26 protein-coding genes, 1 tRNA gene and 2 pseudogenes are annotated in these 23952 nt (G+C 57.4%); 8 read left to right on the forward strand and 21 right to left on the reverse strand.

Annotated elements, in window-relative coordinates:
• Window positions 1-6: 6 nt before the first annotated feature.
• Together sctT and J7E41_RS16225 are read left to right on the forward strand one after the other, a co-directional pair.
• Window positions 7-795, forward strand: a complete 789-nt coding sequence (gene sctT / locus J7E41_RS16220; RefSeq protein ID WP_169357756.1) for a type III secretion system export apparatus subunit SctT — start codon at window positions 7-9, stop codon at window positions 793-795.
• A pseudogene (locus J7E41_RS16225) lies at window positions 792-1397 on the forward strand (EscU/YscU/HrcU family type III secretion system export apparatus switch protein); the annotation flags it as partial. The gene sctT and the pseudogene J7E41_RS16225, both read left to right, overlap by 4 nt.
• A 134-nt stretch (window positions 1398-1531) precedes the next feature.
• Here J7E41_RS16225 and J7E41_RS16230 read toward each other — a convergent pair.
• From J7E41_RS16230 to J7E41_RS16300, 15 genes are all read right to left on the reverse strand, one after another.
• Entirely contained in the window at window positions 1532-1750 is a 219-nt protein-coding gene (locus J7E41_RS16230) for a hypothetical protein (protein ID WP_214994324.1), read from the reverse strand.
• 107 nt (window positions 1751-1857) lie between these two features.
• On the reverse strand, window positions 1858-2481 hold the full coding sequence (gene sctL, locus J7E41_RS16235) for a type III secretion system stator protein SctL (protein ID WP_353049407.1): 624 nt from the start codon (window positions 2479-2481) through the stop codon (window positions 1858-1860).
• Complete coding sequence (locus tag J7E41_RS16240; protein WP_214994325.1) at window positions 2465-2785, reverse strand: type III secretion protein; 321 nt, start codon at window positions 2783-2785, stop codon at window positions 2465-2467. The genes sctL and J7E41_RS16240 overlap by 17 nt, the downstream gene beginning before the upstream one ends.
• A 211-nt stretch (window positions 2786-2996) precedes the next feature.
• Window positions 2997-3803 (reverse strand): type III secretion system inner membrane ring lipoprotein SctJ, encoded by an 807-nt coding sequence (gene sctJ / locus J7E41_RS16245; protein WP_214994326.1) that lies wholly within the window; start codon window positions 3801-3803, stop codon window positions 2997-2999.
• A 7-nt stretch (window positions 3804-3810) separates the two neighbouring features.
• Window positions 3811-4173: a hypothetical protein gene (locus J7E41_RS16250; protein WP_214994328.1), complete on the reverse strand. Its 363-nt coding sequence runs from the start codon at window positions 4171-4173 to the stop codon at window positions 3811-3813.
• Between the two features lie 106 nt (window positions 4174-4279).
• Window positions 4280-4456, reverse strand: coding sequence for a hypothetical protein (locus J7E41_RS16255; protein ID WP_169352969.1), 177 nt, complete (start codon window positions 4454-4456; stop codon window positions 4280-4282).
• 297 nt (window positions 4457-4753) lie between these two features.
• A complete protein-coding gene (locus J7E41_RS16260) occupies window positions 4754-5686 on the reverse strand; it encodes a sigma 54-interacting transcriptional regulator (RefSeq protein WP_214994330.1) in 933 nt (310 codons plus the stop codon).
• Between the two features lie 400 nt (window positions 5687-6086).
• Window positions 6087-7187, reverse strand: coding sequence for a redox-regulated ATPase YchF (gene ychF / locus J7E41_RS16265; RefSeq protein ID WP_099167955.1), 1101 nt, complete (start codon window positions 7185-7187; stop codon window positions 6087-6089).
• A 22-nt stretch (window positions 7188-7209) separates the two neighbouring features.
• The gene (gene pth, locus J7E41_RS16270) at window positions 7210-7794 is read right to left on the reverse strand and encodes an aminoacyl-tRNA hydrolase (protein WP_003208389.1); all 585 of its coding nucleotides are present in this window, start codon (window positions 7792-7794) and stop codon (window positions 7210-7212) included.
• 168 nt (window positions 7795-7962) lie between these two features.
• Window positions 7963-8562, reverse strand: a complete 600-nt coding sequence (locus J7E41_RS16275) for a 50S ribosomal protein L25/general stress protein Ctc (RefSeq protein WP_155581847.1) — start codon at window positions 8560-8562, stop codon at window positions 7963-7965.
• Between the two features lie 138 nt (window positions 8563-8700).
• Window positions 8701-9642 (reverse strand): ribose-phosphate pyrophosphokinase, encoded by a 942-nt coding sequence (locus J7E41_RS16280; protein ID WP_003208392.1) that lies wholly within the window; start codon window positions 9640-9642, stop codon window positions 8701-8703.
• A 45-nt stretch (window positions 9643-9687) separates the two neighbouring features.
• Window positions 9688-9762 (reverse strand) — tRNA-Gln (locus J7E41_RS16285).
• A 37-nt stretch (window positions 9763-9799) separates the two neighbouring features.
• Window positions 9800-10651: a 4-(cytidine 5'-diphospho)-2-C-methyl-D-erythritol kinase gene (gene ispE / locus J7E41_RS16290; RefSeq protein WP_214994332.1), complete on the reverse strand. Its 852-nt coding sequence runs from the start codon at window positions 10649-10651 to the stop codon at window positions 9800-9802.
• 1 nt (window position 10652) lies between these two features.
• Complete coding sequence (gene lolB / locus J7E41_RS16295; protein WP_155581845.1) at window positions 10653-11270, reverse strand: lipoprotein insertase outer membrane protein LolB; 618 nt, start codon at window positions 11268-11270, stop codon at window positions 10653-10655.
• Between the two features lie 4 nt (window positions 11271-11274).
• Window positions 11275-12999 (reverse strand): tetratricopeptide repeat protein, encoded by a 1725-nt coding sequence (locus J7E41_RS16300; RefSeq protein WP_214994334.1) that lies wholly within the window; start codon window positions 12997-12999, stop codon window positions 11275-11277.
• Between the two features lie 182 nt (window positions 13000-13181).
• Between J7E41_RS16300 and hemA the strand changes: the two genes are divergently transcribed.
• The 6 genes from hemA to J7E41_RS16330 all read left to right on the forward strand — a co-directional run bounded on the left by hemA (window position 13182) and on the right by J7E41_RS16330 (window position 18547).
• Window positions 13182-14471, forward strand: a complete 1290-nt coding sequence (gene hemA / locus J7E41_RS16305; RefSeq protein WP_214994336.1) for a glutamyl-tRNA reductase — start codon at window positions 13182-13184, stop codon at window positions 14469-14471.
• Window positions 14468-15550, forward strand: a complete 1083-nt coding sequence (gene prfA / locus J7E41_RS16310) for a peptide chain release factor 1 (protein WP_155581842.1) — start codon at window positions 14468-14470, stop codon at window positions 15548-15550. Before hemA ends, prfA begins: the two co-directional genes overlap by 4 nt.
• Window positions 15551-16381 carry a peptide chain release factor N(5)-glutamine methyltransferase gene (prmC, locus tag J7E41_RS16315; protein ID WP_214994338.1) on the forward strand — a complete coding sequence of 277 codons (831 nt, stop codon included), beginning with the start codon at window positions 15551-15553 and terminating at the stop codon, window positions 16379-16381.
• Window positions 16375-17130 carry a molybdopterin-synthase adenylyltransferase MoeB gene (locus J7E41_RS16320; RefSeq protein ID WP_214994340.1) on the forward strand — a complete coding sequence of 252 codons (756 nt, stop codon included), beginning with the start codon at window positions 16375-16377 and terminating at the stop codon, window positions 17128-17130. The genes prmC and J7E41_RS16320 overlap by 7 nt, the downstream gene beginning before the upstream one ends.
• On the forward strand, window positions 17123-17917 hold the full coding sequence (murI, locus tag J7E41_RS16325) for a glutamate racemase (RefSeq protein ID WP_214994342.1): 795 nt from the start codon (window positions 17123-17125) through the stop codon (window positions 17915-17917). Before J7E41_RS16320 ends, murI begins: the two co-directional genes overlap by 8 nt.
• Window positions 17918-18028: 111 nt before the next feature.
• Window positions 18029-18547, forward strand: a complete 519-nt coding sequence (locus tag J7E41_RS16330) for an acyloxyacyl hydrolase (RefSeq protein WP_214994344.1) — start codon at window positions 18029-18031, stop codon at window positions 18545-18547.
• Window positions 18548-18595: 48 nt separating this feature from the next.
• Here J7E41_RS16330 and J7E41_RS16335 read toward each other — a convergent pair whose 3' ends face one another.
• The 6 genes and pseudogenes from J7E41_RS16335 to J7E41_RS16360 all read right to left on the reverse strand — a co-directional run bounded on the left by J7E41_RS16335 (window position 18596) and on the right by J7E41_RS16360 (window position 23896).
• A complete protein-coding gene (locus J7E41_RS16335; protein ID WP_155581838.1) occupies window positions 18596-18901 on the reverse strand; it encodes a YkgJ family cysteine cluster protein in 306 nt (101 codons plus the stop codon).
• An 80-nt stretch (window positions 18902-18981) separates the two neighbouring features.
• The gene (locus J7E41_RS16340; protein WP_214994345.1) at window positions 18982-19752 is read right to left on the reverse strand and encodes an SDR family NAD(P)-dependent oxidoreductase; all 771 of its coding nucleotides are present in this window, start codon (window positions 19750-19752) and stop codon (window positions 18982-18984) included.
• Window positions 19749-21185: a deoxyribodipyrimidine photo-lyase gene (phrB, locus tag J7E41_RS16345; protein WP_214994346.1), complete on the reverse strand. Its 1437-nt coding sequence runs from the start codon at window positions 21183-21185 to the stop codon at window positions 19749-19751. Before phrB ends, J7E41_RS16340 begins: the two co-directional genes overlap by 4 nt.
• Before the next feature lie 3 nt (window positions 21186-21188).
• On the reverse strand, window positions 21189-22106 hold the full coding sequence (locus tag J7E41_RS16350; protein WP_214994347.1) for a MerR family transcriptional regulator: 918 nt from the start codon (window positions 22104-22106) through the stop codon (window positions 21189-21191).
• Between the two features lie 3 nt (window positions 22107-22109).
• A pseudogene (locus J7E41_RS16355) lies at window positions 22110-22685 on the reverse strand (YbgA family protein); the annotation flags it as partial.
• A gap of 227 nt (window positions 22686-22912) precedes the next feature.
• Window positions 22913-23896, reverse strand: coding sequence for an NAD(P)/FAD-dependent oxidoreductase (locus J7E41_RS16360; RefSeq protein WP_214994348.1), 984 nt, complete (start codon window positions 23894-23896; stop codon window positions 22913-22915).
• Window positions 23897-23952 lie beyond the last annotated feature (56 nt).

Below are 23952 nucleotides of genomic sequence, written 5' to 3' on the forward strand. Positions count from 1 at the left end.
ATGCGCGTGCTGCTGTATCTTGAATTTCTGCCAAGCCTGCTGGTTGCCATGGCGCGCATTTATCCTTGTGCCTTTTTGGTGCCCGCGTTCAGTTTCCAGCATATACGCGGCATGCCCCGACATATCATCGTGATGGTCATGGCCTTGATTCCTGCTCCCGGCATTCATGCCGTACTGGCGGGCCAGGATTATTCCGCGCTGATGATCAGCGGGCTACTGATCAAGGAGGCTGCCTTGGGTTTTTTGCTGGGCATCTTGTTAGCCATGCCGTTCTGGATGTTCGAGTCAGTGGGTGCGCTGCTGGATAACCAGCGCGGCGCCCTGGCGGGTGGCCAGCTCAACCCTTCGCTGGGGCCGGACGCTACTCCCATCGGGCATCTGTTCAAACAGTTGGTGATTTACCTGCTGATCGCCGTCCTGGGTCTGAGCGTCCTGACCCAGGTGATCTGGGACAGCTACCTGATCTGGCCGGCCACCGCCTGGCTGCCGCTACCGGCAGTCAATGGCTTCAGTGTTTTCCTCGGTATACTCGGCGATACCTTTACCCACATGATGCTCTACGCTGCGCCCTTTATTGCGGTGCTGTTGTTTCTGGAGTTCGGCTTCGCCGTGCTGGGACTGTACAGTCCGCAACTGCAAGTCTCTACCCTGGCGACGCCGGTAAAGAGCCTGGTGGGGCTGGGGATTCTGCTGCTTTACTTTCCGCTGTTGCAGGACTTGATCGTCACGCGCCTGGCGTTTTTGGGGGACCTCAAGCATTCCCTCGCACTGATGTTCAGGGTTTCGACACCATGAGTGATTCGGGGGAGAAAAAACACGCCGCCACGCCCAAGAAGCTCAAGGATCAGCGCAAGAAGGGCCAGGTCGCCCAAAGTCAGGACATCGGCAAATTGCTCGTACTGACCACCCTGAGCGAAATCGCCTTGTTCACCGCCGAAACCAGCATGCAGCGCTTTCAGCAATTGATGGTGATGCCCATGTCACGCATGGGGCAGCCCTTTGTGCGGGCATTGGAAGAAGTGCTCATGGAGAGCCTGATGGTGTTTTTCTCGTTCGCGCTGCTGATGGCCGGGTTGGCGATTACCGTGAAGCTGATCAGCGGCTGGATGCAGTTCGGATTTCTGTTTGCGCCGGAAAGCCTGAAGCTGGACTTTAACCGCCTCAATCCCCTCAATCAGGTCAAGCAGATGTTCTCTGCCAAGTCGGTGATGAACCTGTTGATGGGGTTGGCCAAGGCGTTGCTCCTTGGCGTGATTTTGTATGTCGTGATCGGCCCGTCACTGGGAGCCTTGATCAACCTGGCCACCAGTGATCTGCAGAGCTATATCCTCGCGTTGATCATCTTGTTCCGCTATCTGCTGCACGCTTGCCTGGGTCTGTTGCTGGTCTTGGCGCTTACGCGATGGTGAGTTAGTTGAGCGCTGATCAACAAAATTTGTTGGTCGCGCCGCACCTTGATTTCGTCATCATCTTCAAACAACGTGATCTGCGGTTCGTTGCTACTCAACCAACGACCTAATAACTCGTCCACTCACTGTATGCCTTCGATAACGGTTTTGGCTGTTTCACTCATGTAATTGGTGTAGGTTGAACTGGCCGATAAAGTGGCGGCGAGGAAGATTTTTTCGTCGTTCATTGCTGCCATGGCTTCGTCATCGTCCAATCCGTCTCGTTCTATCTTTTCAAAGCGTTTTTGCGAATTTTCCAGTTGCCTATAGAGGTTTGCTTGCAGGCGATGATCAAAGCTCATTGGTTTTGCTCCAGAGGATGTTACGTTCTGTGTGGCACGACTTGTGATTCCAGTTCCATGAGTATTTCGTTAAAAATCAACCCTCGCTGAACCGCAGCCTATCCCCGTTATTTCGTTGAACCTGCCTCCTCGGCATTCAATAAGGTTTCCACCATCGAGACCCAGTCGATACGAAATCCACCTTCGGCCGTTTCCAGAACGAGCATTTGAGGTGCGATATTCTCCTCGGAGCGCAGGGTCCAGGGGAGCCCGGTGTGTTTGTTCAGCCACTGGTCTACGTTTTTACGGTCCAGTGGATTGCAGATGAGTGTGGCTTCGATTCGCGGGACTTGGGTGGCCAGTAATTGTTTGAGCAGGGCACTTAGGCGTTGGGGCGAGGCTGTTTCCTCGAGCAGACTACGAATGGCCAGGCTTGTGATGGAGGCGGCAATGGGTTCAATGTTGTCGCAGATTGTCTGGCGCTCAATCTCCCAGCGTTGCAGTTGAGCGTTGGCGCGCTTCCAGAACTCACGGCTGGCATTTGTGTGTAGTGTGGCGCACTGCTCCTCGGCTTGGCGCAGTAGTTCAATCGCCTCGGCTTTGGCGTTAGTCAGTAATGTGCCCGCTTGAGCACAGTCAATCAGCGTCTCTCGGGCGATCAGGGTTTGTGGCAGGTCTTGGCCTTTAGTCAGCTCAATTTTGTGTCGGCATAACATGCAGATTGTTTTCTCTTGGTTAGGGCCAAGCGCCATCGTTCGTCATGGCGGTCGCTCGCCAGATGACGGCTTGCCACAGGGTGTTCAACCGACCATGACTGTCGGGCAGGTTGGAGTATTTCTCCAGGCCGAGTACTCGCTGATTCGCAAAGCCAATCCGTAGGCGTTGCCATACGGCAGGCTCAACCCAGGCGCGCAAGTACTGCAGCGGATCGTCTATGTTCAGCATCAATGAATCCGGTGGGAGCGCTTTGGCAAGGCGCTGACACCAGAGGTATTCATCCTCTTCCAGTGAATTGTCGCGTACAGCCTGGCAGACACTGCCGATCAGCGTCAGCATGCGGTCACGTTGTCGTGGGGAGGCCTGTACCAGATGCAGCAAGGCTGGGGAGGGTGAAGGTGGCAGGCAGGGCTTTATAGCTAAGGCGGTGCTCACGCGCTCATGCTGGCTGCGACATAGATCGGTCGATGTGACGTACGGGCCGAGGACCTCCCAGTCACACTCAGACATCGCCCACGGGCAGGCCCACCATCGAACCCACTCCAGGTGATTACTCATGAGCGGAAGGATTTAGTGGTGCGTGAGCCGATACGGCAGATGAGTTTTGTTGCAGATGTATCCCCCGTTTGCGCCAGAGAACCGCGCCAACCCCTGCGAGTGCCAATAGCATGAGGAATAGCGTAAGACTTATACGCCAGAAACCGAGATCGCTATCTTGAACCAGGAACGGACCAAAATAGGTCAGGCGCTGTCGCTCCAGATAGGCCGCAGCAGGCACAAAGACTACGGTTAGCTTTTGAGTGTTTTCTACCGCGGCTGCCATGCCGGGGATACTACTGGCCACCATCCTGCGCACTCGGGGCCGAATATTATCAGGCTCAAGTCGTGGATCATGTTTGATGAATACCGAGGCTGATGCTGGTTGTACGGGTTCACCCGGTGCAACCCGTTCGGGGAGCACGACATGGACTCGGGCGACGATGACCCCGTCGATGTTCGACAAGGTCGCCTCTAACTCCTGAGACAGTGCATAGATGTAACGGGCACGTTCCTCCAGTGGTGTGGAGATAACGCCTTCTTTGCGAAATATATCACCCAGTGTTGACCGGGCTAATTTGGGCAGGCCGGCAGCTTCGAGCGTTCGGACCGCCCTGCTGATGTCCGTCGCGGTAACACGCACAATAACGCCGTCTTTGGTCGGCACTTTTTGGGCCCGGATTTGTTTATCCGCAAGCTCTGCAACAACCTCATTAGCCTCTTGTTCCGACAGTCGGCTATGGAGTTCTACTTTTTCACCGCAGCCTCCGAGCAGCAATGCCAATGATAAAACCAACGGGGTGGTGATACAGCGGAGCATGATTTACCTACTGTAGGTTGGTTATTTTCTCGCAACATTGCACGGTTTTGCTGATCACCTTGACTGACATGGACAACTCTCGATGAGCGTCTGAAAGTGACTTGGCAATTTCGTGCATGTCTTGTGATTTTTTGTTAATGCTCAGGTCGCGCAAACCTTTGGTCGCACGTTTTGATAGCTTTGTTAAGTGAGCTGATTGTTCGGATAACGCATTCGTACCGACTGTGGCATTTTGGCTCCATGGGGAAGGAGCGGTATCATCCAGTCTGGCTTGAAAAAAATTCATGTCGGAAGCAGCGGGAGTAACGCCCTGCGATTCAACGGCTCGTGGAACCAGGCGGTCTGTGAAACTATCAGTGAGCACACGCATGTAGGCCTCCGGCAAGACGTTATGAACGTTCTTGTTGGTTTGTGAATGTTCTGTATAGCGGGAAAGGTAAGCAGCTTCCTCTATGTTTAATAGAGGAAGCTATAGTTTAAAATCTAAGTTTGCTAATATTTTCTAGTTCTTTTGTCATTATTTCGTTTTTAATCTCCTCTTTCTTTAGTCGACGCATTTCAGCTTTTTTCGCAGCGTCAAGATCGGCGTTTTCGCCGCCACCAATACCGCTACCGCTAGAACGAGAGGGGCTGGAAGAACCAATAGAACTCATAACATCACCTTTGGGTTTCTTGATTTACATGTTGTGTGCGCTTTTAAACGCCGACGTATAGCCAGAAACATAGATCGATCGCTGCCTATCCGGTGTTTAAATAATACACATAGCATCACCGTTGCATTGAGGCTTGATCGACAGCGTTGATGATCATGTAGGTGGCCCTTCCTTGAGTGGTTAAATGAAGAGTTCGGTTCCAGAAACCTTAATAATGCTTCAACGTTTTTTGGAAAGAGCTTCTTGTTCGCGTACGCTAACCCGGTGCTTGGTATTGGAGATCTCCCGGTCCTGCGTTCAATCGGTACCGCTCAGTGATATTTCCAGTTGTTTCATCCTGTAGTACAGCGTGCGCTTGGCAACCCCCAATTTAACTGCCACCACATCCACATTGCGCCGGTGCCGGCGCAACGACTCTTCAATCAGTGATTTCTCGATTTGCTGTAGCCGCTCCTTGAGGCCGATTTCGATATCTTGATGGTCCATTATCGATTCTGAAAGCAGCGGAAGGTCCAACACAAAACGCTTGGCTGTCGAACGTAGTTCACGGACGTTGCCTTGCCAGGGATGGCACAGCAACTGTTGCAGCAGCGAGCTGGATGCCAGGGGAGCCGGGCGCTTAAAGTGCTCGGCTTCTTGGTCGACCATATTCAGGAACAACGGAATAATCCGCTCCCGACGTTCGCGCAGGGGAGGAAGCTTGATGCTGACTACGTTCAGGCGAAAGTACAGATCGCGCCTGAAGGCACCTTGCTCGACCATTTCATGCAGAGATTGCTGGGCAGATGCGATAACCCGCATGTCCACCGGGATAAACCGGGTTGAGCCCAGGCGTTCAACGCCTCTGGACTCCAGCACCCGCAGCAGCTTGGCTTGCAGGGTAAGCGGCATGCTGTCTATTTCGTCAAGGTACAACGTCCCCAAGTGCGCCGCTTCAACAAACCCTGCCCGGGATTGCATCGCACCGGTATAGGCACCGCTGTTCACGCCGAACAGCTGGCTTTCCGCGAGGGTTTCCGGAATAGCAGCACAGTTGACGGCAACGAAGTTTCCGCGCCGACAGGACAAACGATGAATTCGCTGGGCCAAGGTATCTTTGCCGGTACCTGTTTCCCCCAACAAAAGGATATCGATATTCAGTGTCGCAGTATTGTTGATGGTTGTTTCAATAGTCGGGCATTCAGTGAGTGGATCATCCGTTTCAAACTCTTTCTGATAGGAAGCCGACATGTTGCTGTTGCTCCTATTGTGCGTCGCGGCACTTTACTGAACGTGGGTGTACTTTCCAAATTTTGGTAAGTAGAACGGAATTTATCTGATTTGTCATTGTGGTGGAAAGTGTGAAGTGGATGCTTGGTATGTGTGGAAAATTAAAGTTAATAAAGTAAGACAATACTCAAGCGCTGACAGCTTGTAATTATCTTGTTATAGGTCGGAATAATCTTAAAGTTTCCGTGAGTTTTGAAAACTTTCCGTTTTCAGGTGTAAATGGTTATATTTTGTTTGTGGGTGTAAAACGTTAGTGAATATTTCGTAGAGAGTATTTATGAGCCGGCGGATACGTCGCCCACAAAAAAGCCGATGCGATGCATCGGCTTTTTTGTTTGACGGCCTGGGCCGTGGGTGTTGTTTAGACGTTGAAGCGGAAGTGCATCACGTCGCCATCCTTGACGATGTATTCCTTGCCTTCCAGGCGCCATTTACCGGCTTCCTTGGCACCGGCTTCACCCTTGAACTGGATGAAGTCGTTGTAGGCGATGACTTCGGCGCGGATAAAGCCTTTTTCGAAGTCGGTGTGGATGACACCAGCAGCTTGCGGGGCAGTGGCGCCGACCTTGACGGTCCAGGCGCGGACTTCTTCAACACCTGCGGTGAAGTAGGTCTGCAGGTGCAGCATTTCATAGCCCGCACGGATCACGCGGTTCAGGCCTGGCTCTTCCAGGCCCAGGGCCTCGAGGAACATGTCTTTCTCTTCGCCGTCTTCCAGCTCGGCGATTTCCGCTTCGATCTTGTTGCAGACCGGTACGACCATCGCGCCTTCTTCTTCGGCAATGGCCATGACCACGTCGAGCAACGGGTTGTTTTCGAAACCGTCTTCAGCCACGTTGGCGATGTACATCACCGGCTTAGTGGTCAGCAGGTGGAAGCCCTTGATCACCGCTTTTTCGTCGGTGCTCATGCTCTTCATCAGGCTGCGTGCCGGCTTGCCCAAGGTGAAGTGAGCGATCAACTGCTCAAGCAAGGCTTTCTGGACTACTGCGTCTTTGTCGCCGCCCTTGGCGTTGCGCGTGACCTTTTGCAGTTGCTTCTCGCAGCTGTCGAGGTCGGCAAAGATCAGTTCCAGGTCGATGATCTCGATGTCGCGTTTCGGGTCGACGCTGTTGGAGACGTGAATCACGTTCTCGTCTTCGAAGCAGCGGACCACGTGGGCGATGGCATCGGTCTCGCGGATGTTGGCGAGGAATTTGTTGCCCAGGCCTTCACCTTTCGACGCACCGGCCACCAGGCCTGCGATGTCGACGAACTCCATGGTGGTTGGCAGGATGCGCTTGGGATTGACGATGGCCGCCAGTGCCTCCAGACGTGGGTCTGGCATTGGCACGATACCGGTGTTCGGTTCGATGGTGCAGAAGGGGAAGTTCTCCGCCGCAATACCGGACTTGGTCAGGGCGTTGAACAGGGTGGACTTGCCGACGTTGGGTAGGCCGACGATGCCGCAATTGAATCCCATGGTGTTTCCCCTCGGATAAGAGTCAGGCCTTCTGGCTGTGCAGGTTTTTCATCGCACGGTTCCATTCACCGGCGAAGATATCCGGCAGCACGCCGAGGGCAAAATCGATGCTGGCATCGAGTTTTTCCTGTTCGGCGCGTGGCGCACGACCCAGGACGAAATTTGAAACCATACTGGCAACGCCCGGGTGGCCAATGCCAAGCCGCAAGCGGTAAAACGTATTCTGATTACCCAACTGCGCGATGATGTCCCGCAGGCCATTATGACCGCCATGCCCGCCGCCTTGCTTGAGCTTGGCAACGCCGGGTGGCAGGTCCAGTTCGTCATGGGCCACCAGGATTTCTTCGGGTTTGATCCGGAAGAAGCCCGCAAGCGCCGCAACAGCCTGGCCACTGCGGTTCATGTAGGTGGTGGGAATCAGTAGACGAACATCCTGACCCTGATGCGAGAAGCGTCCGGTCAGGCCAAAATATTTGCGATCGGCCACAAGATTGACACCTTGGGCGTGGGCGATCCGCTCAACAAAAAGGGCCCCCGCGTTATGCCGGGTCTGTTCGTATTCGGCGCCTGGATTTCCCAGGCCAACGATCAGTTTAATGGCAGTCACGACAGGGGCCCTTCCTTTGGAGTTGTGGATAACATCGCCGCAACCTGGGTGCGGCGAAAGTGGACGACAAGAGCTAACTTATCCAGAGATAAACTTCGCGTTGTCGCCCGCTTTCTCGCTACGTTCCGGTCCGCGATGTTTCCTCAAGCTCCGGCATTACAGAGTGAATTACTCTGCAGCGCCTTCTTCAGCTTCTGGAGCAACACGTGGAGCGTGGACGTTGGCAACAGCCTTGTCATCACCGTGAGCCAGAGCAACAAACTCAACGCCTTTAGGGGCTTTGAGGTCGGACAGGTGAATGATCGAACCGACTTCAGCGTTGCTCAGGTCGACTTCGATGAACTCAGGCAGGTCCTTCGGCAGGCAGGTCACTTCGATCTCGGCAACAACGTGCGAAACTTCGCCGCCTTTCTTGATCGGAGCAGCTTCGCCAACGAAGTGCACAGGCACGATAGCGGTCAGTTTCTGGCCGGCTACTACGCGTACGAAGTCAGCGTGCAGCACGTGGCCTTTAGCTGGGTGACGTTGCAGTGCCTTGATGATGACGTTCTGCTTGGAACCACCAACGTTCAGCTCGATGATGTGGCTGTAAGCCGCTTCGTTTTCGAGCAGTTTGGCGATTTCCTTGGCCAGCATGCTGATGGATTCAGGGGCTTTTTCGCCACCGTAAACTACAGCTGGAACCAGGCTTGCGAGACGACGCAGGCGGCGGCTCGCACCTTTCCCCAGGTCGGAACGCAGTTCAGCATTCAAAGTAAAATCGTTCATGTTGTATCTCCAAAATAACCACATTCGCCCCAGCGTTTGCGACCAGCGCTAAAGGCGATATGGGCAAAAAAGCCCCGCCCCAACAGAATGCTGGGGCGGGGCGCTTTTCGTCAGTGAGGTGCTCCGTAGGTTTGACCCTTAACGGAACATCGCGCTGATCGATTCTTCATTGCTGATGCGGCGAACCGCTTCGGCAACTACCGGTGCGATATCCAGTTGACGGATACGCGAACAGGCTTGAGCAGCAGCGGACAACGGGATGGTGTTAGTCACCACCAGTTCGTCCAGCATTGAGTTCTCGATGTTCTCGATCGCTCGGCCCGACAGCACAGGGTGTGTGCAGTAGGCGAAGACTTTTGCTGCACCGTGCTCTTTCAGGGCTTTAGCCGCGTGGCACAGGGTGCCGGCGGTATCAACCATGTCATCGACCAGAATACAGGTGCGCCCTTCGACATCACCGATGATATGCATCACTTCAGAGTGATTGGCTTTCTCACGGCGTTTGTCGATGATCCCGAGATCTACGCCCAGGGATTTGGCAACAGCCCGTGCACGCACGACGCCACCAATGTCCGGGGACACGATCATCAGGTTTTCAAAGCGCTGGTCTTCGATGTCATCCACCAGAACGGGGGAGCCGTAGATGTTATCTACTGGAATATCGAAGAACCCCTGAATTTGGTCAGCGTGCAGGTCAACCGTGAGAACACGGTCGATACCTACCACGGTCAGCATGTCAGCAACGACTTTCGCGCTGATAGCCACACGTGCGGAACGCGGACGGCGATCCTGACGGGCATAACCAAAGTAAGGGATTACAGCTGTGATTCGAGTCGCTGAGGAGCGGCGGAAGGCATCAGCCATCACGACGAGTTCCATCAGGTTATCGTTGGTCGGAGCGCAAGTCGGCTGAATAATGAAGACGTCTTTACCGCGGACGTTTTCATTGATCTCGGCTGTAATTTCGCCGTCGGAAAATTTACCGACAGAGATGTCACCGAGAGGGATATGCAGCTGACGTACAACACGCCGAGCCAGATCGGGGTTAGCATTCCCCGTAAAGACCATCATCTTGGACACGCGCAGTACCTAGAGGCTGAGGGTAACCTGGATGAGTATAGAAAATGGCAGGGGCGGCTGGATTCGAACCAACGCATGGCAGGATCAAAACCTGCTGCCTTACCGCTTGGCGACGCCCCTGTATCTGTTGCAACGAGTACCCAGTACTCGGTTCCTTTTAGAGCAGACTTTGCAGCTTGCGATGCAACATCGAAACGTTGCTTCCCTTTGCTACAAACCCTGTAAGGGTCTCTGTCAGAAGGGCCGAGACTTTATCAGCTTCAGCTTTGTTTGGGAAGCCCCCAAACACACAACTTCCAGTGCCGGTTAATTTTGCTTCGGTAAATTTACCTAACAAATTCAAAGCGTTACGTACCTCTGGATAACGCCTTGCTACAACCGGTAAGCAGTCATTTCGACTGTTTCCCTTGGGAACGGGGCGCACTTTAATGGGAGGAGAGTTACGTGTCAACAGTGGATCTGAAAAAATTTCTGCTGTACTTACAGATACTTGCGGAACAAGCACGACATACCACGGCTCCTCGGGGTCTACAGGGGTGAGTTTCTCGCCCACGCCCTCGGCAAAAGCCGCATGCCCGCGCACGAAAACCGGGACGTCGGCGCCCAGCGTCAGGCCCAGCGTAGCCAGGCGATCCTCGTCCCAAGCCAGTTGCCACAAGTGATTCAGGCCGAGCAGGGTGGTGGCCGCATTCGAGCTGCCACCGCCGATTCCGCCACCCATGGGCAGGATCTTGTCGATCCAGATATCGATGCCCAGCGAGCAACCGGATTGCTCCTGAAGTTTTTTTGCGGCCTTCACGATCAGGTTGCTGTCGTGAGGCACGCCTTCAAATTCTGTGTGCAGTTGAATCACACCATCGTCACGAACCGCAAAGGTCAATTCATCGCCGTAGTCGAGAAACTGAAAAATTGTCTGCAGCTCGTGATAGCCATCTTCACGGCGACCGAGGATGTGCAGCATCAAATTGAGTTTGGCAGGGGAAGGCAGGGTCAGACGGGGCGCAGTCATCTCATTGCCCCAGCTTGCGAGGTTGCCAATCCTTGATCACCAGCGTGACGTCAAGGTCGGTGCCGTGCAGCTTGATGCGCTCGGGCAGCCAATATCCGTTCTGTTGTACATAGCTCAGGTACTCGACCTGCCAGCCATCCTGTTCCAGCGATGCCAGGCGGCTGTCGCCATTGAGGCTCAGGCGACTCTTGCTATCGGGTGCAGGCAAGCCGCGAACCCACCAGACCAAATGCGAGACCGGTAACTTCCAGCCCATTTGTTCTTCCAGCAGGGCTTCTGGGGTTGGCGCTTCATAGCGGCCCTGATTGGCGACTTCCAGGCTCACTTGCCCAGGTCGGCCGGTCAGGCGCGCAGCACCACGGCCCAACGGCCCGGACAGACGAATGTCGTAATAGTCTTGGCGTTGCAGCCAGAACAAGGTGCCGCTGCCCGAGTCCTTCGGGGCGCGAATGCCGACCTTGCCTTCGATCTGCCAGCCGTCGAGGCTACTCAATTGGTCCTTGTGCTGTTTCCACTGCGCCGGGTTGCCCTGGCCTTCAACGGATTCGCGAGCGCCAAAGCCCGCGCAACCGGCGAGCAGGGCGATAAAGCTGAAAACGATAACGTGGCGCAAAAACATAAGCTTAAAGGGTCTCGGATCCGGTCAGGCGCTTGATGGTGCTGCGCAGGATAGGGCTGTCGGGTTGTTCCTTGAGGAACTTGTCCCAGATTTGTTTGGCTTCGCGTTGTTTACCTTGGGCCCAGAGCACTTCGCCCAGGTGAGCGGCGACTTCCTGGTCGGGAAAGCGCTCAAGGGCTTGACGCAACAGGCGCTCGGCCTCATCCAGGTTGCCCAGGCGGTAATTCACCCAGCCCAGGCTATCGAGGACGGCCGGGTCTTCCGGGTTGAGCTGGTGGGCCTGTTCGATCAGGACCTTGGCCTCGGCGTAGCGGGTTGTACGGTCGGACAAGGTGTAGCCCAGGGCGTTCAGTGCCATGGCGTTGTCCGGGTCGCGCTTGATGATCAGGCGCAGGTCCTTTTCCATCTGCGCCAGGTCATTGCGTTTTTCCGCTTGCATGGCGCGGGTGTACAGCAGGTTCAAGTCGTCCGGGTATTGCAGCAACGCTTGTTGCAACAGTTTCCAGGCACGATCGCCCTGCTTGTTGGCCGACAGGGTTTCGGCCTGGATCAGGTAAAGCTGGATGGCGTAGTCCGGCTCGGCATCCCGGGCCGCGGCCAGACGCTTTTCTGCTTCATCGGTGCGGCCATTGCTCATCAGGATGTCGGCTTGGCGCAACTGGGCAGGCAAATAATCATTGCCGGGACCGACCAGGGCGTACTCGATCAACGCACCTTGCGGGTCATTGCGCTCTTCGGCGATACGCCCCAGGTTCAAGTGCGCCGAGTCGACGTGGCTTTCCCGGGCAATCAGGTCTTCCAGATAACCTTTGGCCTCGTCCCAGGCCTTGGCTTCCAGGCATACCAGTGCCAGGGAATAACGCAGTTCATCATCGTCCGGGTATTGCTGGACCAGGTTGGCGAACTGCACCTTGGCGTCTTCCATGCGGTCTTGTTCAACCAGCATGCGGGCGTAGGTCAGGCGCAGGCGTTTGTCATCCGGGTACTTCTTGATGCTTTTTTCCAGCAGCGGCAAGGCTTCCTGGCCGCGATTGAGATTCTGCAGCAGTCGCGCGCGCAGCAGCAGCGGGGCGATTTCACCGTCTTCCGGCGGGTTCTGCTCCAGCAGCGTCAAGGCCGCTTGTGCTTCATCATCTTGTTGCAGCAACAGGGCCTTGCCAAAAATCAGCTGGCCATTGTTCGGGTGTTTTTGCAGCAGGCGGTCGAAGCTCTTCATCAGGCCATTGCGGGTGTCCTGATCGGTGTCGGCCGCCGACAGTGCGAGGAAGTCGAAATGGGTGTCGCCCTTGCCTTGCAGGACTTTCTCCATATAGACCATGGAGTCGTCATAGCGCCCGGCGCGGGCCAGTTGAATGGCCGCCGCCCGCTGGGCTTCAAGATCGTCCGGTGCGTTTTTCGCCCAGATCAGTGAACTATCCAGCGCCGCCTGATCGGCCCCCAGGTACTCGGCGATGCGAAACGCCCGCTCGGAAATTCCCGGATCCTGGGTGTTGATGGCCTGTGTCACATAATTATCCAGGGCAATGTCGAAACGATTGCGCTGGCCAGCCAGCTCCGCGCTCAGCAAGCTGAAGACCGTCTCTTCACTGAACGAGGAATAAACTTTGGGCTTTTCAGGGGCGGGAGTGCTGTCTTCGACCGGCGACGAATCGTCCGGAGACACGGGCGCCATGGCCTGGCAGCCGCTGAGGAAGACAAAAGCAAGGAGCAACGCGGAAGATCTATTCATATAGGAAGAGGACGACTAACCTGCGGTCGGATCATCATGACACAAGCCTTCGGCCAAACATAACCGAGTCTCAATTGATGCCTTTATAGGCGTAAGGCATTAGGACAATAGACTACGGTGGTTGTTCTGGATCAGACGAAGTAGGACAATTGTCGGCTTCTCGACATCATCAGCGATATTGAATGGCCTTCCTTGCACTCGGTATTAACCACAAGACTGCTTCCGTAGACGTGCGCGAGCGCGTGGCGTTTACGCCCGAGCAGTTGGTTGAGGCCTTGCAGCAGCTCTGCCGGCTCACCGACAGCCGCGAAGCTGCGATCCTTTCAACCTGCAATCGCAGCGAGCTCTATATAGAGCAGGAACATCTGTCAGCGGATGTGGTGTTGCGCTGGCTGGCGGATTTCCACCATTTGAGCCTCGAAGACTTGCGTGCCAGCGCTTATGTGCACGAAGAAGATGCGGCAGTTCGTCACATGATGCGCGTCGCCTCAGGGCTCGACTCGCTGGTATTGGGTGAGCCGCAGATTCTTGGCCAGATGAAATCGGCCTACGCTGTGGCGCGCGAGGCCGGGACCATCGGCCCGTTGCTGGGGCGCTTGTTCCAGGCCACGTTCAATTCGGCCAAGCAGGTGCGCACCGACACGGCCATCGGTGAAAACCCGGTGTCCGTGGCGTTTGCCGCCGTCAGCCTGGCCAAACAGATCTTCAGTGACCTGCAACGCAGCCAGGCGTTGCTGATCGGTGCTGGTGAAACCATTACCCTGGTCGCCCGCCATTTGCATGAGCTGGGGGTCAAGCGGATCGTCGTTGCCAACCGCACCCTGGAGCGCGCGAGCATCCTTGCCGAGCAGTTCGGCGCCCACGCGGTGCTGCTTTCGGACATCCCCGCCGAACTGGTGCGCAGCGACATCGTCATCAGTTCCACCGCCAGCCAGTTACCGATTCTCGGTAAAGGTGCGGTGGAAAGCGCCTTGAAGCTGCGCAAGCACAAGCCGATCTTCATGGTGGACATCGCGGTTCCCCGGGATATCGAGCCTGAAGTCGGCGAGTTGGACGACGTTTACCTCTACAGCGTCGACGATCTGCACGAAGTGGTCGCCGAAAACCTCAAGAGCCGCCAGGGCGCAGCCCAGGCCGCCGAGGAAATGGTCAGCACCGGCGCCGATGATTTCATGGTGCGCCTGCGTGAATTGGCGGCGGTGGATGTGCTCAAGGCGTATCGTCAACAAGGCGAGCGCCTGCGGGACGAGGAATTGATCAAGGCCCAGCGTATGCTCGCCAATGGCAGCAGCGCCGAAGACGTGCTGATGCAGTTGGCTCGTGGCCTGACTAACAAACTGCTGCACGCCCCGAGCGTACAGCTTAAAAAACTGACTGCCGAAGGCCGCCTTGATGCGCTGGCCATGGCCCAGGAACTCTTTGCCCTCGGTGAGGGCGCGTCAGATAGCTCTTCGGATAAAAAACCGCAATGAAAGCGTCACTGCTCAATAAGCTGGATATTCTCCAGGATCGCTTCGAAGAATTGACCGCCTTGCTTGGCGATGGCGAAGTCATCTCCGATCAAAACAAGTTCCGCACCTATTCCAAGGAATACGCGGAAGTTGAACCCATTGTGGCCACCTATAAACACCTGCTCAAGGTTCAGGCCGATCTGGAAGGCGCCCAGGCGCTGCTCAAGGACAGCGACCCGGACATGCGCGAAATGGCCGTGGAAGAAGTCCGTGAGGCCAAGGAAAAGCTGGTTGAGCTGGAAGGCGATCTGCAACGCATGTTGCTGCCCAAGGATCCCAACGACGGGCGTAACGTATTCCTTGAGATCCGTGCCGGCACCGGCGGTGACGAAGCGGCGATTTTCTCCGGCGACCTGTTTCGCATGTATTCACGGTATGCCGAGCGGCGCGGCTGGCGTGTTGAGATTCTCTCGGAGAACGAGGGTGAGCACGGCGGCTATAAAGAAGTCATCGCCCGGGTTGAAGGGGACAACGTCTACGGCAAGCTGAAGTTCGAATCTGGCGCGCACCGCGTGCAGCGGGTGCCGGCCACTGAATCCCAGGGGCGTATCCACACTTCGGCATGCACCGTGGCGGTGTTGCCCGAGCCGGATGAGCAGGAAACCATCGAGATCAACCCGGCGGACTTGCGGGTCGACACCTATCGCTCATCGGGCGCCGGTGGCCAGCACGTCAACAAGACCGACTCGGCTATTCGCATCACCCACTTGCCGTCGGGCATTGTGGTGGAGTGTCAGGAAGAACGCTCCCAGCACAAGAACCGGGCGCGGGCGATGTCCTGGCTGTCGGCCAAGCTCAACGACCAGCAAACCAGCGCCGCCGCCAACGCGATTGCCAGCGAGCGCAAATTGCTGGTGGGCTCGGGCGATCGCTCCGAACGTATCCGTACCTACAACTTTGCCCAGGGCCGGGTCACCGACCACCGGGTCAACCTGACCCTGTACTCCCTGGATGAAATCCTCGCCGGTGGCGTTGATGCGGTGATCGAGCCCTTGCTGGCCGAGTACCAGGCCGACCAACTGGCGGCGATAGGTGAATAAATGACCATTATTGCTAGCCTGTTACGCGCCGCCGAACTGCCGGACTCGCCCACTGCGCGACTGGATGCGGAGTTGCTGTTGGCCGCCGCGTTGGGCAAGTCCCGCAGTTACTTGCACACCTGGCCGGAGAAAATCGTCAGCAGCGAAGACGCGCTGACCTTTTCCGGCTACCTGCAACGGCGCCGCACAGGTGAGCCTGTGGCCTATATTCTCGGCCAGCAGGGTTTCTGGAAGCTGGACCTGGAAGTCGCACCCCATACGCTGATCCCCCGTCCGGAAACCGAGATGCTGGTGGAAGCCGCCCTGGAATTGTTGCCCGCCACCCCCACCAAGGTCCTCGACCTGGGCACCGGCAGCGGCGCGATTGCCCTGGCCCTGGCCAGTGAGCGTCCCGCGTGGAACGTCACCGCCGTCGACCGGGTGCTGGAAGCGGTAGCCCTGGCCGAGCGCAATCGCCAGCGCCTGCACCTGGAAAACGCCACGGTACTGAGCAGTCATTGGTTCGATGCCCTGCAAGGCCACACGTACAACCTGATCATCAGTAACCCGCCGTACATCGCGGACACCGATCCGCACCTGGTGGCCGGTGATGTGCGTTTCGAACCGGCCAGTGCACTGGTGGCCGGCCAGGACGGTTTAGATGACCTTCGTCTGATTATCGCCCAGGCGCCAGGGCATCTTGATGCCGGTGGCTGGTTGCTGCTGGAGCATGGTTACGATCAGGCCTCGGCCGTGCGCGAACTGCTATTGAAGCAGGGCTTTGAGGCGGTCCACAGCCGCATCGATCTCGGCGGCCATGAGCGGATCAGCCTGGGGCGCCGGTCATGCTGAATGACCAGGAGCTGTTGCGCTATAGCCGACAGATTCTGTTGCAGCATGTCGACATTGAAGGCCAGTTGCGCTTGAAAAACAGCCGCGTGCTGATCGTCGGTCTCGGTGGCCTGGGTTCGCCGGTGGCGCTGTACCTGGCCGCCGCGGGTGTGGGCGAGCTGCATCTGGCGGATTTCGATACCGTCGACCTGACCAACCTGCAACGCCAGATCATCCATGACACCCACAGTGTCGGCCTGACCAAGGTTGACTCGGCCATGGGTCGACTGACGGCCATCAATCCCGAGGTCCGGTTGGTTGCCCACCGCACGGCGCTGGACGCCGATTCCCTGGCGCAGGCGGTGGCAGCGGTGGATCTGGTCCTCGATTGCAGCGATAACTTCTCCACCCGCGAAGCGGTGAATGCCGCCTGTGTCGCCGCCGGCAAGCCTTTGGTCAGCGGCGCGGCAATTCGTCTGGAAGGGCAGCTCTCGGTCTTCGACCCGCGTCGTCCGCAAAGCCCTTGCTACCACTGTTTATACGGGCACGGCAGCGAAGCCGAGCTGACGTGCAGCGAAGCCGGTGTCATCGGCCCGCTGGTGGGGTTGGTGGGCAGCCTGCAAGCCCTGGAAGCATTGAAGCTGCTGGCCGGCTTCGGTGAGCCACTGGTCGGGCGTCTGTTGCTGATCGATGCCCTGAGTACTCGCTTCCGTGAGCTGCGGGTCAAGCGTGACCCTGCCTGCAGCGTGTGTGGCGTTGCCCATGGTTAAGGCCGCACCGATTGGGGTGTTCGACTCCGGTGTCGGCGGCCTGTCGGTGCTGGCCGAAATCCAGCGGCTGTTACCTCATGAGTCCCTGCTGTATGTGGCGGATGGCGGGCACATCCCTTACGGCGAGAAAACTCCGGAGTTCATCCTCGAACGTTCTCGTCTGGTTGCCGGATTTTTCCGCGAGCAGGGTGCCAAGGCTTTTGTGATCGCTTGCAATACGGCGACGGTGGCTGCTGTCGCTGATTTGCGCCGGGATTATCCCGACTGGCCGCTGGTGGGCATGGAGCCCGCTGTAAAACCGGCCGCAGCCGCGACCCGCAGCGGTGTGGTCGGCGTGCTGGCGACTACCGGCACGTTACAAAGCGCCAAGTTTGCGGCATTACTCGATCGCTTCGCGACTGACGTACGGGTCATTACCCAACCGTGCCCAGGTCTGGTGGAGTTGATCGAAACCGGTGACCTGGGCAGCCCGGCCCTGCGCCTGCTGTTGCAGGGCTATGTCGAACCGTTGATTGCGGCCGGTTGTGACACCATCATCCTGGGCTGCACGCACTATCCTTTCCTGAAGCCGTTACTGGCGCAGATGCTGGCGTCGACGATCATCTTGATCGACACGGGCGCCGCGGTGGCGCGCCAGTTGCAGCGCCTGCTGGGCGAGCGCGAATTGCTGGCCGAGGGCACCCCTCAGGCCACCCGGTTCTGGACCAGTGGCGATACGGAGCACCTGAGAAATATCCTCCCCACACTATGGAAATCGTCCGGCGTTGTGCAAAAAATTAGCTTGTGAAAAATTCGTGAAATAACGAATTTATAAGCTGAACTTCTGCGTAAACGACGGCTTCTATAGGTCGTTAGCCTGTAAAAAATCATACAACCTGATTCGGAAAGGATGTTTCTTATGAGGCGTTTGTTCTGTTTGGCTGCGATTGCGGCCGTTGTGGTGGGGCACTCTGTTTCGACGCAGGCCGCAGGCCTGGAATTCGGGGTGGGGAGTACTGGCGATTCGACCATGACCTACCGCTTGGGTCTGACATCGGATTGGGACAAAAGCTGGTGGCAGAGCGATGTTGGCCGCCTGACTGGCTATTGGAGCGGCGCTTACACCTATTGGGACGGTGACAAGCGCGCCAGCGTGAGCAGCCTGTCGTTCTCGCCGGTCTTTATGTATGAATTCGCCGGGGAATCGGTAAAACCTTACATCGAGGCGGGGATCGGCGTGGCTGTGTTCTCCCGAACTCGGGTAGAGGACAACAATCTTGGCCAGGCCCTTCAGTTCGAAGACCGCCTGGGCTTCGGTTTGCGCTTTGCCGGTGGGCATGAGGTGGGCATTCGCGCCACGCATTACTCCAATGCCGGGATCAGTAGCCACAACGACGGTGTCGAGAGCTATTCGCTGCATTACACGATGCCGCTGTAGCGACTCGAGCAAAACAATGTGGGAGGCCTTGCCTCCCACATTCAAAAGTCAGCGATACACCGTCGCAATCCCTTGGCGCTCCTCAATGCACTCCGGCGCGCCCATCTCGAACTCCCGGCAGATCAACGGCCGCTTCTCATAGATGCTGCACATCATCGTGTCGCGATCCAAAGCGGCGCACCAGCCGTCGTCCAGGCGCAGCATCACTTCACCGCCCCAATCGTCAGTGTCGATAAAACGATCGGGCACGCCGGTGTCGGTAATCAGCATGACTTCCAACTGGCAGCAGCACGCGGCGCAGGTGGAACAGGTGACGGCGGGTTCGGCGATTTGGGTGTGGGGGATGTTGGTCATAGGCGCGCAGTGTAAGGCAAGCGGGCTGTGCGCGTGTGAAAGCTCTGACGGACGTTATTCGGTGCCGATGATCGCGGCTCTCACACATCATCCTTTTGCGGCGGCGGGCTGCGCAGTATGCATTTGTCGATGATCAGCTTTGGCCTGTCCGGTAGCGTCGACAGCGGCCACAGGGCTGCGAGCGATAGCGCCGTAAAGGCAATCTCCCGCGGGCGATCTTGCAGTTTCCCGATAATATGCCGCGCTGCTTGGTCAGCTGGCCAGTTCAAGGGCATCGGGAAATCATTGCCATCGGTCTGTAGTGTGTCGACAAACCCCGGGCTGACCACGGTGATATCCATGTCTTGGGATGACAGGTCAATGCGCAAGGATTCGAACAGTTGGCGCAGGCTGGCCTTGGATTCGGTCAGGGGCATCGGCAAATAGGTCACAGCACTGGCAATGCCCACCAGATGGGGTGTCCGGCCGGCCCGCAACAGCGGCAACGCCGCTTCGATGCAGTAACTGGTGGCCAGCAGGTTGGTGCGCACCACGTACTCGATGATCGAGACGTCGAACTGCTGGCTGTCCACGTATTCACAGGTGCCGGCGTTGAGGATCACCGTGTCCAGCGCACCCCAAGCCTGGGTAATGTGCTCACCGATCTCGCGTACGGTCTGGCTGTGGGTCAGGTCGCCTGCCACCACCAATACTTGCCCTGGATACTGTTGCTCAAATTGCTCCAGTGGCTCCCGGGAGCGAGAGCTGAGCGCCACATGAGCACCGCTTTTGAGCAGCGCTTCGGCCAGCGCGGCACCGATCCCGTTGCTGGCACCGGTCAGCCAGTAGCGGCGTGCGGTCATAAGGTTCATCCCATACTCCTTGAGGGCAGGCTGCGGAACGCGGCGAGGGCACGGTCCCGGGATTTTTTCAGATCGACCATGGGACGGGGATAATCGGCCACGCCAAACAGATCACCCAGAGCGGCCGGGTTGTGCACCTCTTTTTTGTTCAGCGTCGCCAGTTGTGGCAACCAGTGTTTGATGAAGCGTCCATCTTCGTCGAATTTTTCCGACTGGCTCAAGGGGCTGAAAATTCGGAAATAGGGCGCCGAATCGGTACCGGTGGAGGCGCTCCACTGCCAGCCACCGTTATTGGCTGCCAGGTCACCGTCGATCAAGTGGCGCATGAAAAAACGTTCGCCTTCGCGCCAGTCGATCAACAGGTTCTTGGTGAGGAACATCGCCACTACCATGCGCAGGCGGTTGTGCATCCAGCCGGTTTCCTGCAATTGGCGCATGGCTGCATCGATGATCGGTAACCCGGTACGGGCTTCTTGCCAGGCGGCCAAGTCCTCGGGTGCGTTGCGCCAGGCTACGGCTTCGGTTTCCGGGCGGAAGGCCCGATGGCGAGAGACTCGTGGGTAGCCCACCAGAATGTGCTTGTAGAACTCGCGCCACAGCAGCTCGTTGATCCAGGTGATGGTGCCGATATCGCCGCTTTCGAATTCACCCTGATTGCTTTGCAAGGCGGCATGCAGGCACTGGCGCGGCGAGATGACACCAGCGGCCAGGTAGGCCGACAACTGGCTGGTGCCGGGTTTGGCGGGGAAGTCACGCTCGTTCTTGTAGTCGCTGATTTGTTCATCGGCAAACTGTTCAAGGCGCCGCTGGGCTTCGTCTTCACCTGCTGGCCAAAGGGCGCGCAAGCTTTTACTCGGCGTGGCGAAACCGCTGATGTGTTCGGGGATCAGGTCGCTTTTCACCGCCAGTTCCGCTTGAGCTTTGGGCGTCGCCACCCGGCGCGGCAGGGCTGCGTGCAGACGTGTGTAGCAAACCTTGCGAAATTGACTGAAGACCTGAAAGTAGGTGCCGGTCTTGGTCAGGATGCTGCCGGGTTGGAACAGCAGTTGATCCAGATAGCGATGGAAACTGACGTTCTCAGCCTCCAGTGCATTGGCCACGGCGGCATCGCGGCGGCTTTCATGGATGCCGTATTCGTTATTGACGTGGACCGCCTCAATCGACAGTTCTCGGCACAGCTGCGCCAAAGCTTGCGGTGCCTGATCCCAGGTGGCGGCATGACGGATCAGCAATGGAACGTTCAAATCGCCCAGCGCTCGGCTCAACCTGCTCAGGTTACGCAGCCAGAAATCCACCTTGCACGGGGCATCATCGTGGGCCTGCCATTGCTCGGGCGTGATCAGGTAGACAGCCACTGTCGGCCCGCGCTCGGCAGCTGCGGCGAGGGCGGTGTTGTCATGTAGGCGCAGGTCACTGCGCAGCCAGATCAATTGCCGGTTCATCGTTTATACAAGTCCATGCTGGATCAGTGCCTGATGAGCCGACAGGGGATTCTCGGCCAGGAGCAAGTCAGGCATATCATGGGTTAATACGGTCAACTCGGCCTGGTGGATGGCTACCGTTGGCCCGGCGATCAGTTTTGGGCAACTGACGCCGCTCAGAAGCTTCGTTAACGCTTGTACGTTGATCGCCTTGCTCGAATACAGCAACACTCCACGGGCTTGCAGATGCTCCACTGCCAAGGCTAGTTCGCCGGCGGGCAATGGCCAGTCGAAAACCTCCACCGGACAGTTGGCGCTGCTGACCAGCCAGGCGGTGAGCCACAGGTGAGGCTCCAGAGGCAGGTCTGACTGGTTGATCAGCAACAGCGGCGCGCCGTTGAGCGGGTGATTGTTGTGATAGATCCGTGCGCCGAACTTACTGCGCAACCAGGAATGGAAAAACACCCGCTCCATCTGTGCGCCAAATTGGCCTTGCCAGCGCTGTTCAAGGTCTTCGAGCAGCGGCAGTAGCAGTTGTTCGCACAAGGTGCGCGGTGGATACAGAGCCATGGCTTGGTTGAAGGCCGTGTCGACCTGGCGCTCTGCCAGTTCGCTGATGGCTTGCAGCAGGTTCTGGCGCAGGCTGTGCCATTCGCTTGGGGTTTCGTCGTTGTGGGTTTGTGCGGTGTCGATCAGTTTTTTAACCTGGCTGACCGGCACGCCACGGTTGAGCCAGGTGAGGATCGAATGGATGCGCTGCACATGTTCGATGCTAAACAGGCGGTGACCCTTGGGCGTGCGCTGGGGCACGATCAGGCCGTAGCGCCGCTCCCAGGCCCGCAAAGTTACGGCGTTGACACCGGTCTGGCGTGCTACTTCACGGATCGGCAACCAGCCTTGTTCCAGGGCTTGGACGAAGTCGTCTTGTACAAAAGTATTCATGGTTTAAACCGCATTACGCAGGCTGAGGTTTTCCGGATGCGGTTGCAGGTAGGCCTGCTGTGCGATGTAACGATCCGGGTGTCGGCGAAAATGGTGTTTGAGCAGGGCCAGCGGTACCACCAACGGCACGACGCCTTGGTAGTAGTGGCCGATGAGGGTCTGCATTTCCTGTTTGTCTTCGGCACTGATGACCTGTTTGAGGTAACCGCTGATGTGTTGCAACACGTTGGTGTGGGTGCCACGGGTGGCGCATTTTTTCAGAGCGCTCATCAGGTCACTGAAATAGCTGGCGGCCAGCAGGTCGAGGTCGCCGCTCTTGGTCATGCTACCCAGCAGGTTGCCCAGGCTTTTGTAATGGGCGGGGCTGTGGGCCATCAGCAGGTATTTGTAGCGTGCGTGGAATTTCAGCAGGCGATGGCGCGTCAGGCCCTCGGCGAGCAGTTGTTGCCAACAGGCATAGACGAAAGACCGGGTCAGGAAATTTTCCCGAGGCGCCGTCGGGTCATTAAGCTGAGGTTCTTCTTGTATCGGCAGAACGGGATGGCGGACGCAAAACGCCTGGGCATAGATGCCACGCCCACGACTGTGGTGCGCGCTGATGGTGATTTTTGGTTTGCCGGTGACGGACATAGCCAAACCTCTACAAAATACCTGTACAAATTTATATTTTCGTACAACTTAATCTCATCATAGCTTTGATGCTGTACAAGTCAAATATTTTGTATAGGTATTTGCGAAAGGGCATCGGCCGCACGTTTCATCGAGCCAGGCCACGGCATCGAGTTCATTCCTGATACGGTCAGCGACTACAGATGCGCAATCAATCGCCGTGCAGCTTCCTGGCCACTGAGCCAGGCACCTTCGACCCGGCCTGAGAGGCACCAGTCGCCGCACACGTACAGCCCAAGGTCGGCGTCGGCCAACACGCCAAATTCATGGCTGCCGGACGGCCGAGCATAGAGCCAGCGGTGGGCCAAGCTGAAGATCGGGGCAGGCATGGCGCTGTGCAGCAGTTCAGCAAAGGCGCCGTGCAACTGTTCGATCACCGCCTCCTTGGGCAAGTCCAGATGCTGCTTGCTCCAGGCACTGGTGGCGTGTAGCACCCAGGTGTCGAGGGTGGTGTCGCGTCCAGGTTTGCTGCGGTTGCGGGCCAGCCAGTCGAGTGGGCTGTCCTGTACGAAACAGCCCTCCATGGGGGTGTCCAGCGGGGTATCGAAGGCCAGGGCAACGGCCCAGGTCGGGTCCATCTTCACCCCGGCGGCGACACTTGCCAGTTTCGGTGCAGCGGCCAGCAGCGCGGTGGCTTGCGGCGCCGGGGTGGCGATGATGACGTGACTGAATGGGCCGTGGTTACCACCGTCGGCGTCCAGCAGGTTCCAGTGCTGTGTGCCCTGGAACACATCGGTGATCCGGCAACCGAACTCTACCGGCAGGTCATCCAGCAACGCCCGAGTGATAGCGCTCATGCGTGGGGTGCCGACCCAGCGGGTCTGTTCATCGGGTGAGGGGCTGAATTGACCGGACTTGAAGTTGTACAGTTGGGGCTCCCATTCTGCGGCCCAACCATTGGCCTGCCAGCGTTGTACTTCATTGACGAAGCGCCGGTCGCGGGCGGTGAAATACTGGGCCCCCAAGTCCAGTGCGCCGGCATCGCTGCGCTGGCTGGACATGCGGCCGCCGCTGCCGCGGCTTTTATCGAAAAGTTGTACAACGTGCCCGGCGTCTTTCAGTGCTCGAGCGGCGGAGAGCCCGGCGATGCCGGTACCAATGATCGCGATGGGAACAGTCATGGGAGGCCTCGTTTTACCGTTGGGTACAGACTACGCCGACACCAATAGCTGTACAA

Origin of the sequence: Pseudomonas fluorescens (assembly GCF_018614655.1) — a bacterium.
GTDB classification, from domain to species: Bacteria; Pseudomonadota; Gammaproteobacteria; order Pseudomonadales; family Pseudomonadaceae; genus Aquipseudomonas; species Aquipseudomonas fluorescens_BX.

Coding starts and splice junctions, on each gene's coding strand:
- hemA (WP_214994336.1), top strand. CDS start 13,182: ATGGCCTTCCTTGCACTCGGTATTAACCACAAGACTGCTTCCGTAGAC.
- lolB (WP_155581845.1), bottom strand. CDS start 11,270: ATGTTTTTGCGCCACGTTATCGTTTTCAGCTTTATCGCCCTGCTCGCC.
- sctJ (WP_214994326.1), bottom strand. CDS start 3,803: ATGCTCCGCTGTATCACCACCCCGTTGGTTTTATCATTGGCATTGCTG.
- J7E41_RS16300 (WP_214994334.1), bottom strand. CDS start 12,999: ATGAATAGATCTTCCGCGTTGCTCCTTGCTTTTGTCTTCCTCAGCGGC.
- J7E41_RS16275 (WP_155581847.1), bottom strand. CDS start 8,562: ATGAACGATTTTACTTTGAATGCTGAACTGCGTTCCGACCTGGGGAAA.
- ychF (WP_099167955.1), bottom strand. CDS start 7,187: ATGGGATTCAATTGCGGCATCGTCGGCCTACCCAACGTCGGCAAGTCC.
- ispE (WP_214994332.1), bottom strand. CDS start 10,651: ATGACTGCGCCCCGTCTGACCCTGCCTTCCCCTGCCAAACTCAATTTG.
- J7E41_RS16250 (WP_214994328.1), bottom strand. CDS start 4,173: ATGCGTGTGCTCACTGATAGTTTCACAGACCGCCTGGTTCCACGAGCC.
- J7E41_RS16340 (WP_214994345.1), bottom strand. CDS start 19,752: ATGAACCTTATGACCGCACGCCGCTACTGGCTGACCGGTGCCAGCAAC.
- J7E41_RS16240 (WP_214994325.1), bottom strand. CDS start 2,785: ATGCTGACGCTGATCGGCAGTGTCTGCCAGGCTGTACGCGACAATTCA.
- murI (WP_214994342.1), top strand. CDS start 17,123: ATGGTTAAGGCCGCACCGATTGGGGTGTTCGACTCCGGTGTCGGCGGC.
- J7E41_RS16255 (WP_169352969.1), bottom strand. CDS start 4,456: ATGAGTTCTATTGGTTCTTCCAGCCCCTCTCGTTCTAGCGGTAGCGGT.
- J7E41_RS16360 (WP_214994348.1), bottom strand. CDS start 23,896: ATGACTGTTCCCATCGCGATCATTGGTACCGGCATCGCCGGGCTCTCC.
- prfA (WP_155581842.1), top strand. CDS start 14,468: ATGAAAGCGTCACTGCTCAATAAGCTGGATATTCTCCAGGATCGCTTC.
- J7E41_RS16330 (WP_214994344.1), top strand. CDS start 18,029: ATGAGGCGTTTGTTCTGTTTGGCTGCGATTGCGGCCGTTGTGGTGGGG.
- J7E41_RS16350 (WP_214994347.1), bottom strand. CDS start 22,106: ATGAATACTTTTGTACAAGACGACTTCGTCCAAGCCCTGGAACAAGGC.
- sctL (WP_353049407.1), bottom strand. CDS start 2,481: ATGGCGCTTGGCCCTAACCAAGAGAAAACAATCTGCATGTTATGCCGA.
- J7E41_RS16230 (WP_214994324.1), bottom strand. CDS start 1,750: ATGAGCTTTGATCATCGCCTGCAAGCAAACCTCTATAGGCAACTGGAA.
- J7E41_RS16260 (WP_214994330.1), bottom strand. CDS start 5,686: ATGTCGGCTTCCTATCAGAAAGAGTTTGAAACGGATGATCCACTCACT.
- phrB (WP_214994346.1), bottom strand. CDS start 21,185: ATGAACCGGCAATTGATCTGGCTGCGCAGTGACCTGCGCCTACATGAC.
- J7E41_RS16335 (WP_155581838.1), bottom strand. CDS start 18,901: ATGACCAACATCCCCCACACCCAAATCGCCGAACCCGCCGTCACCTGT.
- prmC (WP_214994338.1), top strand. CDS start 15,551: ATGACCATTATTGCTAGCCTGTTACGCGCCGCCGAACTGCCGGACTCG.
- J7E41_RS16320 (WP_214994340.1), top strand. CDS start 16,375: ATGCTGAATGACCAGGAGCTGTTGCGCTATAGCCGACAGATTCTGTTG.